Origin of the sequence: Streptomyces sp. APSN-46.1 (assembly GCF_022815725.1) — a bacterium.
In the GTDB taxonomy this organism is placed as follows: Bacteria; Actinomycetota; Actinomycetes; order Streptomycetales; family Streptomycetaceae; genus Streptomyces.
Genome location: NZ_JALGRF010000009.1, coordinates 180910 through 192910, shown reverse-complemented (window position 1 = coordinate 192910; position 12001 = coordinate 180910). Strand labels below are relative to the sequence as shown.

9 protein-coding genes are annotated in these 12001 nt (G+C 71.3%); 6 read left to right on the top strand and 3 right to left on the bottom strand.

What is annotated here, in order from left to right; genetic code table 11:
* Positions 1-167 precede the first annotated feature (167 nt).
* Positions 168-1064, bottom strand: coding sequence for a (2Fe-2S)-binding protein (locus tag MTF65_RS22865; RefSeq protein ID WP_374207284.1), 897 nt, complete (start codon positions 1062-1064; stop codon positions 168-170).
* Positions 1065-1210: 146 nt separating this feature from the next.
* On the opposite strand from MTF65_RS22865, the gene MTF65_RS22860 reads away from it, so the two are divergent.
* Positions 1211-1864, top strand: coding sequence for a GntR family transcriptional regulator (locus MTF65_RS22860; protein WP_243630820.1), 654 nt, complete (start codon positions 1211-1213; stop codon positions 1862-1864).
* A gap of 226 nt (positions 1865-2090) precedes the next feature.
* Here MTF65_RS22860 and MTF65_RS22855 read toward each other — a convergent pair whose 3' ends face one another.
* Both MTF65_RS22855 and MTF65_RS22850 read right to left on the bottom strand, forming a co-directional pair.
* Positions 2091-2867 (bottom strand): hypothetical protein, encoded by a 777-nt coding sequence (locus MTF65_RS22855; RefSeq protein WP_243630769.1) that lies wholly within the window; start codon positions 2865-2867, stop codon positions 2091-2093.
* Between the two features lie 165 nt (positions 2868-3032).
* Positions 3033-4715: a PucR family transcriptional regulator ligand-binding domain-containing protein gene (locus MTF65_RS22850; protein ID WP_243630768.1), complete on the bottom strand. Its 1683-nt coding sequence runs from the start codon at positions 4713-4715 to the stop codon at positions 3033-3035.
* Between the two features lie 253 nt (positions 4716-4968).
* On the opposite strand from MTF65_RS22850, the gene MTF65_RS22845 reads away from it, so the two are divergent.
* The 5 genes from MTF65_RS22845 to MTF65_RS22825 all read left to right on the top strand — a co-directional run bounded on the left by MTF65_RS22845 (position 4969) and on the right by MTF65_RS22825 (position 11964).
* Entirely contained in the window at positions 4969-5865 is an 897-nt protein-coding gene (locus MTF65_RS22845; RefSeq protein WP_243630767.1) for a xanthine dehydrogenase family protein subunit M, read from the top strand.
* A 1-nt stretch (position 5866) separates the two neighbouring features.
* Positions 5867-6475, top strand: coding sequence for a (2Fe-2S)-binding protein (locus MTF65_RS22840; RefSeq protein ID WP_243630766.1), 609 nt, complete (start codon positions 5867-5869; stop codon positions 6473-6475).
* Positions 6476-6477: 2 nt separating this feature from the next.
* Entirely contained in the window at positions 6478-8883 is a 2406-nt protein-coding gene (pucD, locus tag MTF65_RS22835; RefSeq protein ID WP_243630765.1) for a xanthine dehydrogenase subunit D, read from the top strand.
* Positions 8884-9265: 382 nt separating this feature from the next.
* Complete coding sequence (locus MTF65_RS22830) at positions 9266-10729, top strand: NCS2 family permease (RefSeq protein ID WP_243630764.1); 1464 nt, start codon at positions 9266-9268, stop codon at positions 10727-10729.
* 83 nt (positions 10730-10812) lie between these two features.
* A complete protein-coding gene (locus MTF65_RS22825) occupies positions 10813-11964 on the top strand; it encodes an XdhC/CoxI family protein (RefSeq protein WP_243630763.1) in 1152 nt (383 codons plus the stop codon).
* Positions 11965-12001 lie beyond the last annotated feature (37 nt).

The following is a 12001-nucleotide window of genomic DNA, read 5'->3' as shown; positions in this document are numbered from 1 at the left end:
CGGCGTTCCGGGCGCCATAGTGGCGCAGCCGGTCCGCCGTTCATGCGGGTTTCGGGGCAAGAAGACGCCATCGGGGGGAAGGGCCCGTCGGATAGGGTGTTGTGGCTCGAACTGCCGCTCGGGCGCACGGAGTTGCGTTCGATTTACGTTCATTCTCGCGGGTGGGTTCAGCCGGAGGCCGCCGCCGCGGGGCGGGATCCCCGTACCCGCGTCAACCGGTCCGCGTCGCAAGTGCGCGGGCAGGTGACGCAGGTGTCCTCGGGGCGGATCGTGTAGAAGAGGCAGCAGGAGGCCCGGTCCCGGGTGGGCAGCTCCTCGCCGTTCGGGCCGGCGAGCGTCCGGAATCCGGCGCCCCCGGTGTAGGGGGCGGTGGAGCCGGGCAGGAGGGCCTCCAGCTCGGCCATGGCCCGGTGTTCCTCACCGAGCAGGCGTCCGGCGTACCAGAGGCTCTCGACGACCTCGTCGGTCACCATGCCCCACAGGGCGCGGCGCCCGCGCCGCATGCGCGGGCCGAAGCCCTCCAGTACGGGTCCGAGGTGCTGGGCCACCGCGGCCCGCACCTCCTCGCGCAGCGCCTCCTCGTCGGGTACGACGCGGGCCCCGGGGAGGGCGGCCGCCGGGTCGTCCGGCAGGCAGGCGAAGCCTTCGACGTGGACGGCCATGCGGCCGAGGGTCCGGTGGAAGGCCACCTGGGCGGCCGGGAGGCGGGGGACCCGCCGGCTGAGGAACCACGGCACCGTGAACAGCAGGCAGGCGGGCCACGCGTACCGGTGCAGCCCGAACGAGGCGACCACGTCCGGCCGGGCCTGGAGTCCGTAGTCCCGCAGGACCTGGGCGTCGTCCCAGTCGAGGAAGGCATCCAGGGCCGCCCCGCCCGCCGCGAGCTCGTCCGCGCCGACCCACCCCGCACCGCGAGGGGCGGGTTCGTGCGCGGCCCGCTCGACGATCCGCAGGCCGTCGAACGCCTCGGCCAGGCGTGTGTACGCGTCCGCCATCGGAGAGCCGACCGGGGCGGTTGTGTGGGCTGTGGCGGACGTGGAGGGGGTGACGGCCGTGACGGTCATGAAGGACCACCGAATCGCGCGATCGTTAGGAGGTTAGCCTTACCTTACCTGATCTCGGCCGTGGTGGGTCGGACCGTGTCACCTATTCTCAAAGCAGGTCGAGACCCCCGGAGGAGGACCGAGTGCGCGAAGCGGCCCATGCCAGGGTGTCGGCGAAGCCTTTGATTCCGGCGCAGAAGATGCTGCGCCACTCGGTACGCGGCCAGGTCCTCGACGCGCTGCGCGCGGCGCTGGTCGACGGGGACCTGGTGCCGGGGGAGATCTACTCGGGCCCGGGCCTGGGGGAACGCTTCGGCGTCTCGGCGACCCCGGTGCGCGAGGCCATGCAGCAGCTGGCCCTGGAGGGGGCGGTGGAATGCCTTCCGAACCGGGGGTTCCGCGTCCTCACGCGTACGCCGCGGGCCCTGGCCGAACTGGCCGAGGTACGGGCGCTGCTGGAGGTACCGGTGATGCTGCGGCTGGCCCGCACGGTTCCGGCGGAGGCCTGGGCGGCCCTGCGGCCGGCGGCCGCCGCCACGACGGACGCGGCCGCGGCGGGTGACCTCGCCGGGTACGCGGACGCGGACCGGGCCTTCCACCGGGAGGTCCTGGCGCTGGGGGGCAACCAGCAGCTGGTCCAGGTGGCGGAGGAACTCCACCGCCGGGCGCAGTGGCCGCTGCCGGGCGCTCCGCGGGTGCGGCGCGCCGACCTCATCGCTGACGCGGCGGAACACTCGGCCCTGCTTGAGGCCCTGATCGCCGGGGACCTGCCGGTGGTCGAACCCCTGGTCCGGGAGCACTTCGCGGCCGCCGGCCCCTGACCCAGCCCGGCCCCGCCACGCCCTGGGGCTCCGCCCCAGACCCCGCGCCTCAAACGCCGGCGGGGCTGGATTGGCGCGCCGCCGTTGCCGGGGCTCTGCCCCGGACCCCGCGCCTCAAACGCCGGCGAGGCTGAGATGGCCCTGCGGGCAATCCAGCCCCGCCGGCGTTTGAGGCGCGGGGGTCTGGGGGCGGAGCCCACAGGGAACGGCGGCGCGCAGCGGTTCGCTATGCCGCTGGGGAGGGGGCCAGTTGGTCCGCCAGCCAGGTGGGGATGCCGCCCAGCAAGTGGAACAGGCGGCGGGCCTCGGCGCGCAGGCGCGTGGCCTCCGGTTCGGGTTCGGCCTCGGCCAGCGCCGCGAGGGCCGGAGCCGTGCCGATCAGGAAGCCCAGGTCCTCCCGGATGCGCAGGGACTCCGCGAAGCCCTTGCGGGCTTCGGCCACCTCCCCGTCCCGCAGGGCCAGCGCGGCCAGGTGCCGCCAGGTGAAGGACAGCAGCAGCGTGTCCCCGTGGGCCACCGCGCCCGCGTGCGCCCGCCGGTACGCCGGACGGGCCGACTGCGGGGCGTCCGCGAGGTGCTCGGCCACCAGCCCCCGCCGGAAGTCCAGCAGCGGCCGCGTGCGCGAGCCGGGGCCCAGCAGCGCCGCCGCCCGGCCCAGCGCGGAGCGGGCCTCGTCCGCCCGGTCCCGTACGCCCAGCACGGTCGCGGCGTACGCCAGGTGGCCCCGTTCGCAGGCCGCCGCGCCCCGCTCGTCGTCGTCCTGCGCGACCGCCTCCGCGATCCGCAGCGCGTCCTCCGCCTCGGCCCAGCCCTGCCCGGTGAACAGGCAGCGCTCGACCAGCAGCGCGGTGCGCTGCACGGCCGCTCCCGCGTTCTGTGTGTGCGGCGTCAGCAGGGCCGCCGCGTCGGTCCAACAGCCGCGCGAGCGCAGCCGCCATATCGCCCGCTGGAGGGGGTCGTCTCCCCCGGTAGATCCGGCACCGGACATGGCGGTATCCGCCACATTGCCCTCCCCAAAGCAATCAAGCAGCACGTCTTCGAGCCCTGGGGCGAAATGAGAGCACGGATCTGCTTGATCGGCCAAGGGGTCGGGTGAACTCTTTCACAAAGTCCGGACGCTTCATCAGGCGCCCCCGGCCGGCCTCGGCCGGCCCCCGGCCCGATCGGCTCAGCTCATGCGCAGTGCGAGGAAGAAGTCGAGCTTGTCCTCCAGCCGGGAGAGGTCCCGGCCCGTCAACTGCTCGATTCGCCCGACCCGGTAGCGCAGCGTGTTGACATGCAGGTGCAGCCGCGTCGCGCACCGGGTCCACGAGCCGTCGCAGTCCAGGAACGCCTCCAGCGTCGGGATGAGCTCCGCGCGGTGGCGGCGGTCGTAGTCCCGCAGCGGGTCCAGCAGCCGGGCCGTGAAGGCGCGGCGCACGTCGTCGGGCACGAACGGCAGCAGCAGGACGTGCGAGGCCAGCTCGTGGTGGCCCGCCGCGCACACCCGGCCGGGACGGGCCGCGGCGACCCGGCGGGCGTGCCGGGCCTCCTCCAGCGCCCCGCGCAGCCCCTCCGCGGAGTGCACGGCCGCGCTGACGCCCAGGGTGAGCCGGCCGTCGTCGGCCAGGCCGGCCGCGAGGGGCTCGCGTACGGTCGCCAGCAGCGCGTCGGCGTGCAGCGCGGAGGCGGGTCCCATGTCCTCCCCGGCCTCGCCGGAGAGCGCGGGCAGCGGGACGAGGGCGATGGCCTCGTCACCCGCATGGGCCACCGCGATCCGGTCCGAGGGCTCCGGGCCCGATACGGACGGGTCGACGAGGATCTCCTCCAGCAGCGACTGGGCCACCGGGCCGCCGGGGATGTTCCCGCCCTCCCAGTCCACCCGGGCCACGACGACCTGCCAGTGCGGGGCGGTGCCCAGCCCGGGCAGCAGCACCGGGGCGGCCACCCGCAGGCGCGCGGCGATCTCGGCGGGCGGGGCGCCCGTCTGGACCAGCTCCAGCACCTCCTGCGCCAGCCGGCGGCGCACCGTACGGGCCGCGTCCCGGCGCTCGCGCTCGACGGCGATCAGCTGGGTGACGCCCTGGAGCAGATCGAGCCGCTCGGCGGGCCAGTCGCCCGCGTCCGCCTCCACGGCCAGCAGCCAGTCCGACAGCACGCTCTCGCGGACGTCCCGCGTGGCGGCGCCGGCGCCGGGGCCGCGGCCGTGTCCCCTGATCGGGAACAGGGAGTAGGTAATACCCTGGATGGAGATCCGGTGCGGGCCCCTGCGGCCCGTCCGGACCGCCGCGAGGTGCTCACTCGCCAGTGTCGCGCACACGCCCGGCGCGAGCGGTTCGCCCGCCCCGGCGATCTGCCGGCCGGTGGGCGACAGCACCCAGGCCCGGAGATCGAGGTCCGTGGTGAGCAGATCCAGTACGACATCGGGTCCGCCACCCGCGGGACCGGACGTCATGAGGCGGCGGTGCCGGTCGACGACGGCCGCGAGGTCGCCCGCGCGCTCTCCCGAAACCTGCCGCACGACGTATTCCGTAATCGTGGCGAATGCAACGTCTTCGTTCACAGCGAACAGCGGCAGCCGGTTGCGCACACAGGCCGAGACCAGATCGTCGGGGATGGCTCCCAGCTCCGCCTCACCGGCCGCCAGGCCCGCGACACCCGCGCTCGCGAGGATTCGTACGAACGGCTCGGAGTCGGCTGAATTCCTTCGCCATGCCAGGCCGGTGAGGACGAGTTCACCTCCGGAGAGGTATCGGCTGGGATCCCTCAGGTCGGTCGTCATGACCCCGCGGACCGTCCGGTCGAGTTCTTCCTCGCCGCCCAGCAGCCGCAGCCCCAGCGCCTCGGTTTCCAGCAGTGCGCGCAGCCGCATGATGTCGCCGCCGATCTGTCTCGATGTTGCCGTTGGAAATCGGGCAGGTCGTCGCATCCTGCCTTTCATACGAATCTACAAGACGAGGGAGGCCGTCAGCCAACTCCTTCATGGTTTCGGTGACTGCACCCGGGGGACGCGCGGCTTGTGTACTGGCTCCACACCGCGTTAACAGCACGTGAACGACCAGTCGAGGGCCCTGAGGCCTCCTGGCTTGAAGTGAACGACACGATGAAGAAGAAGAGAGCCGCACATGGACTTCCTTCGCCCCGCCAGCTGGGAGGAGGCGCTCGCCGCTAAGGCCGAGTTCCCCACAGCTGTGCCGATTGCGGGTGGCACCGATGTGATGGTCGAGATCAACTTCGACCACCGTCGGCCGGAGTACCTCCTGGACCTGAACCGCATCGGTCTGCTGCGGGAGTGGGAGGTCGGCGAGGACGTTGTCCGTCTGGGCGCCTCCGTCCCGTACACGCAGATCATGGAGAACCTCCGGACGGAACTGCCGGGTCTCGCGCTCGCCTCGCACACGGTCGCGTCCCCGCAGATCCGCAACCGCGGCGGCGTCGGCGGCAACCTCGGTTGCGCCTCGCCCGCCGGCGACTCCCACCCCGCGCTGCTCGCGGCGGGTGCCGAGGTCGAGGTGGAGTCCGTGCGCGGCTCCCGCCTGATCCCGATCGACGAGTTCTACACCGGCGTCAAGCGCAACGCGCTGGCCGCCGACGAGCTCATCAAATCCGTCCACATCAAGAAGGCGGACGGCCCCCAGCAGTACTCCAAGGTCGGCTCGCGCAACGCGATGGTCATCGCCGTCTGCGCCTTCGGTCTGGCGCTGCACCCCGAGACCCGCACGGTCCGTACCGGCATCGGTTCGGCGGCGCCGACCCCGATCCGCGCGAAGGCCGCCGAGGAGTTCCTGAACGCCGCGCTCGAAGAGGGCGGTTTCTGGGAGTCCGGCAAGGTCATCACCCCGTCGATCGCCAAGCAGTTCGGTGACCTCGCCTCCGGCGCGGCCAACCCGATCGACGACGTCCGCGGCACGGCGAAGTACCGCCGTCACGCGGTCGGCATCATGGCTCGCCGCCAGCTCGTCTGGACCTGGGAGCAGTACCGCGGTACCGGCAACGGCCGCTCGCTTGAAGGGGCTGCGTAACATGCGCGTCAATTTCACTGTCAACGGCCGTCAGCAGGAAGCCGACGACGTCTGGGAGGGCGAATCCCTCCTCTACGTCCTGCGCGAGCGCCTGGGCCTGCCGGGCTCGAAGAACGCCTGCGAGCAGGGTGAGTGCGGTTCCTGCACCGTCCGTCTCGACGGCGTGCCGGTCTGCTCCTGTCTCGTGGCCGCCGGCCAGGTCGAGGGTCGCGACGTCGTGACCGTCGAGGGTCTGGCGGAGTTCGCCAAGCAGCGCGAGGAGCACGGCCACGGCGGTGCCTGCGGCACCGGCGGCGGCTGCGGCGGCAAGGGCGGCGTCTCCCTGGACGCGGCCAAGCAGTGGTCGGCGAAGGGTTCGGACTCCCAGACCGGCGAGGGCGTCGAACTCTCCACCATCCAGCAGGCGTTCATCGACGCCGGCGCCGTCCAGTGCGGTTTCTGCACCCCGGGCCTCCTGGTCCAGGCCGACGCGCTGCTGGAGGAGAACTCCTCCCCGTCCGACCAGGACATCCGTGAGGCCCTGTCCGGCAACCTCTGCCGCTGCACGGGCTACGAGAAGATCCTCGACGCGGTCCGCCTCGCGGCCGCCCGTCAGGGAGAGGCGGTCTGACCATGGCCCAGGACACGCGCACGGTTCCGGCGGGTACGCCGACCAACGTCACGCAGAAGCACACCAAGGGCGGCATCGGCGAGTCCACGCTGCGCCCGGACGGCACCCTCAAGGTCACCGGCGAGTTCGCTTACTCCTCGGACATGTGGCACGAGGACATGCTGTGGGGCCAGACCCTGCGCAGCACCGTCGCCCACGCCGAGATCGCCTCGATCGACATCTCCGAGGCGCTCGCGATGCCCGGCGTGTACTCGGTGCTGACCTACGACGACCTGCCGGCCGAGATGAAGAACTACGGCCTGGAGATCCAGGACACCCCGGTGCTCGCCAACGGCCGGGTACGCCACCACGGTGAGCCGGTCGCCCTCGTGGCCGCCGACCACCCGGAGACTGCCCGCCGCGCGGCCGCCAAGATCAAGATTGACTACCGTGAGCTGCCGGTCGTCACGGACGAGGCCTCCGCCCTCGCTCCCGACGCGCCGCTGATCCACGAGGGCCGCGACGACCACCACTCCGGTCACGTCCCGCACCCGAACATCGTGCACCGCCAGCCGATCGTCCGCGGCAACGTGGAAGAGGCCCGCAAGCGCGCCGATGTCATCGTCGAGGGCGAGTACACCTTCGGCATGCAGGACCAGGCCTTCCTCGGCCCGGAGTCCGGTCTCGCCGTGCCGTCCGAGGACGGCGGTGTGGACCTCTACGTCGCCACCCAGTGGCTGCACTCGGACCTCAAGCAGATCGCCCCCGTCCTCGGTCTCCCCGAGGAGAAGGTCCGCATGACGCTCTCGGGCGTCGGCGGTGCCTTCGGTGGCCGCGAGGACATCTCGATGCAGATCCACGCCTGCCTCCTGGCCCTGGCCACGAACAAGCCGGTCAAGATCGTCTACAACCGGTTCGAGTCCTTCTTCGGCCACGTGCACCGTCACCCGGCGAAGCTCTACTACGAGCACGGCGCCACCAAGGACGGCAAGCTCACGCACATGAAGTGCAAGATCGTCCTGGACGGCGGCGCCTACGCGTCCGCTTCCCCGGCGGTCGTGGGCAACGCCTCCTCCCTCTCCGTCGGCCCGTACGTCATCGACGACGTCGACATCGAGGCGATCGCGCTCTACACGAACAACCCGCCCTGTGGCGCGATGCGCGGCTTCGGCGCCGTCCAGGCCTGCTTCGCGTACGAGGCCCAGATGGACCGGCTCGCGGCGAAGCTGGGCATGGACCCGGTCGAGTTCCGCCAGCTGAACGCCATGGAGATGGGCACGATCATGCCCACCGGCCAGGTCGTGGACTCCCCGGCGCCCGTCGCCGAGCTGCTGCGCCGGGTCAAGGCCCGCCCGCTGCCGCCGGAGCGCCAGTGGGAGACCGCCGGCGAGGGCGCGGACGTCCGCGCGCTGCCCGGTGGCCTCTCCAACACCACCCACGGTGAGGGCGTCGTCCGGGGCGTCGGCTACGCGGTCGGCATCAAGAACGTCGGCTTCTCCGAGGGCTTCGACGACTACTCGACCGCCCGCGTGCGTCTTGAGGTCATCAACGGCGAGCCCGTCGCGATGGTCCACACGGCCATGGCGGAGGTCGGCCAGGGCGGTGTCACCGTCCACGCGCAGATCGCCCGTACCGAGCTGGGCGTCACGCAGGTGACGATCCACCCGGCCGACACGCAGGTCGGCTCCGCCGGTTCCACGTCCGCCTCGCGGCAGACGTACATGACCGGTGGCGCCGTGAAGAACACCTGTGAGGCCGTGCGCGAGGCCGTCCTGGAGATCGGGCGCCGCAAGAACGGCTCCTACCACCCGGCGTGGGCCACCGCCGAGCTGCTGCTCGAAGGCGGCAAGGTCGTCACCGACGGCGGCGAGGTCCTCGCGGACATCGCCGACATCCTGGAGGGCGAGGACGCGATCGACCTGGAGCTGGAGTTCCGGCACCGGCCGACCGTCCCCTTCGACCTGAAGACCGGCCAGGGCGACGGCCACGTCCAGTACACGTTCGCCGCGCACCGCGCGGTGGTCGAGGTGGACACCGAGCTCGGCCTGGTCAAGGTCGTCGAGCTCGCCACCGCCCAGGACGTCGGCAAGGCGCTGAACATGCTCTCCGTGGTCGGCCAGATCCAGGGTGGTACCACCCAGGGCCTGGGCGTCGCGATCATGGAAGAGATCATCGTGGACCCGAAGACCGCGAAGGTGCGCAACCCCTCCTTCACGGACTACCTGATCCCGACCATCCTCGACACGCCGACCATCCCGGTCGATGTCCTGGAGCTCGCCGACCCGAACGCGCCGTACGGCCTGCGCGGTATGGGCGAGGCCCCGACCCTCTCGTCCACCCCGGCCGTCCTCGCGGCGATCCGGCAGGCGACCGGTCTGGAGCTCAACAAGACGCCGATCCGTCCCGAGGCCCTCACCGGCACCCTCTAGGACGGCGCGGTCCGGGGGCCGTGAGGCCCCCGGACCCCCCAGACTCTCCGGGCGGTGTGACACGGGAACGTCACACTTCACAGTCCACCGCCCGGAGTACGAAGTACCGCACCGCTCGCGGTCCGCTTCACACGGCAGTACCAGCAGTACCCAGTAGTACCCAGTAGTACCCAGTAGTACCCGTAAGCACCCCTGCAGCACCACTGCAGAACCACCAGCAGTGCGAGAGGTACCGGTAACCCCGCAGTACCCGCAGTACACGCAGCACCATTCGCGTCGCCTCGGGCCGTCACCCCGGGTCGTGCAGCCAAACGCAGCATCCCAAATCCCGCGTCTCCAATCCCCAAGCGGGTGCCCCTTTGAACCTTGGGAGTTAGGCACCATGACCCAGTCGTCTGTAGAGCCCAAGACCACCGCGGAGGAGGCCGGCGACGGCACTCTCACCCCCGCCGGCAGATCTTGGCTCGACCGGTACTTTCACATAACCCACAGAGGATCCAACGTCGGCAACGAAGTGCGTGGCGGTATCACGACCTTCATGGCGATGGCTTACATCCTCCTGCTCAACCCGCTGCTCCTCTCGGGCAAGGACGTCACCGGCGCCGCGATGGAGGGCTCGGCGATCATCACCGCCACGGCGTTCGCCGCGGCCGTCACGACGCTCCTCATGGGCTTCGTCGGCAAGGTGCCGCTGGCCCTCGCCGCCGGCCTGTCCGTGTCCGGCGTGCTCGCCTCGCAGGTAGCGCCCCAGATGACCTGGCCGCAGGCCATGGGCATGTGCGTGGTCTACGGTGTCGTGATCTGTCTCCTGGTCGTCACCGGCCTCCGCGAGATGATCATGAACGCGATCCCCCTCGCGCTCAAGCACGCGATCACCATGGGCATCGGCATGTTCGTCGCCCTCATCGGCCTCGTGAAGGCCGGCTTCGTCGGCAGGGGCCCGGAGTTCGGCCCCCCTGTCCAGCTCGGTGCCGTCGGTGAGCTCGCCGGGTGGCCCGTCCTGATCTTCTGCGTGACCCTGCTCACGATCTTCATGCTGCAGGCCCGCAAGATCCCCGGCGCGATCCTGATCGGCATCATCGGCGGAACCGTGCTCGCCGCCATCCTGAACGCCGTGGCGGACATCGACCCGAAGTCCTGGAAGAGCGGCCCGCCGGAGCTGACCGGCTCCGCGATCTCGACGCCGGACTTCTCGCTCTTCGGTGACGTCTCCTTCGGCGGCTGGGGCGATGTCGGCTACATGACCGTCGGCATGATCGTCTTCACCCTCGTTCTCGCCGGCTTCTTCGACGCGATGGCCACCATCATCGGCGTCGGCACCGAGGCCAAGCTCGCCGACGACAAGGGCCGCATGCCGGGCCTCTCCAAGGCCCTGTTCATCGACGGCGCCGGTGGCGCCATCGGTGGCGTCTCGGGTGGCTCCGGCCAGACCGTGTTCGTGGAGTCCGCGACCGGCGTCGGTGAGGGTGCCCGCACAGGCCTCGCCTCCGTCGTCACCGGCCTGCTCTTCGCCGCCTGCCTCTTCTTCACCCCGATCACGCAGATCGTCCCGGGTGAGGTCGCCTCCGCGGCCCTGGTCGTCATCGGCGCGATGATGATGCAGAACGCCCGCCACGTGGACTGGGCGGACAGCTCGACCGCGATCCCGGTCTTCCTGACCGTCGTGATCATGCCGTTCACCTACTCGATCACCGCCGGTGTCGCCGCGGGTGTCATCTCCTACGTCGCCATCAAGATCGCTCAGGGCAAGGCCCGTGAGATCGGCGGCTTCATGTGGGGTCTGACCGCGATCTTCGTGGTCTTCTACGCCCTGCACCCGATCGAGGGCTGGCTCGGGGTCGGCTGACCCGGACCGACCTGATCCGTACGCAGAACCGCACCCTCCGCGTATCCGATACTGGAAACCGAACCTCTCCGAGGAGGCCGCACATGCTGGACATCGCCGAAGAACTGAACCGGTGGGTCGAGCAGGGACGTGACTTCGCCGTCGCCACCGTCGTGGCCGTCGGCGGGAGCGCACCCCGGCAGCCCGGAGCCGCACTCGCCGTCGACAGCGAGGGCACGGCCATCGGCTCGGTCTCCGGTGGATGCGTGGAGGGCGCGGTGTACGAGCTGTGCCGGCACGCGCTGGAGGACGGCGAAACCGTCCAGGAGCGCTTCGGCTACAGCGACGACGACGCCTTCGCCGTGGGCCTGACCTGCGGCGGCGTCATAGACATCCTGGTCACCCCGGTTCCCGTGGGCTCTCCCGTGCGGGAGGTGTTCGCGGCCGCGCTGGCCGCCGCCGCCCGCGGGGAGGCGGCGGCGGTCGCCCGGATCGCCGAGGGCCCGGCCGAGCTCATGGGCCGCGCCCTGGTCGTCCGCGGCGACGGCTCCTGCGAGGGCGGCTTCGGGGGACACCCCGAGCTGGACCGCACCATCGCCGAAGAGGCCCGCGCCATGCTGGACGCCGGCAGGACCGGCGTACTGGAGATCGGCGCCGACGGCCGGCTCTGCGGAGAGCCGCTCAAGGTGCTGGTCGAGTCCAGCGTCCCGCCCCCGCGGATGATCGTCTTCGGTGCCATCGACTTCGCCTCCGCCCTGGTGCGGATCGGCAAGTTCCTCGGCTACCACGTCACCCTGTGCGATGCCCGGCCCGTATTCGCCACGAAGAAGCGTTTCCCCGAGGCGGACGAGATCGTCGTCGACTGGCCGCACCGCTACCTGGAAAGCACGGATGTCGACGGCCGGACCGTCCTGTGTGTACTCACCCACGACGCCAAGTTCGATGTCCCGCTCCTCGAACTGGCCCTCAAGCTTCCCGTCGCCTACGTCGGCGCCATGGGCTCCCGCCGGACCCACGAGGACCGCAACAAGCGGCTCCGCGAGGTCGGCGTGACCGAGCTCGAACTGGCCCGGCTGCGCTCCCCGATCGGTCTGGACCTCGGCGCCCGCTCCCCGGAGGAGACCGCGCTGTCCATCGCCGCCGAGATCGTCGCCAACCGGCGCGGCGGCACCGGGGCCGCGCTGGCCGGAGCGCACATCCCGATCCACCACGACGGCTCGAACACCGCGGTCGGTCGGATCGGTGTCGTCGCTTGAAGCGGTGACTCCGCGAGTAACTCCCCGTGTGACTTCC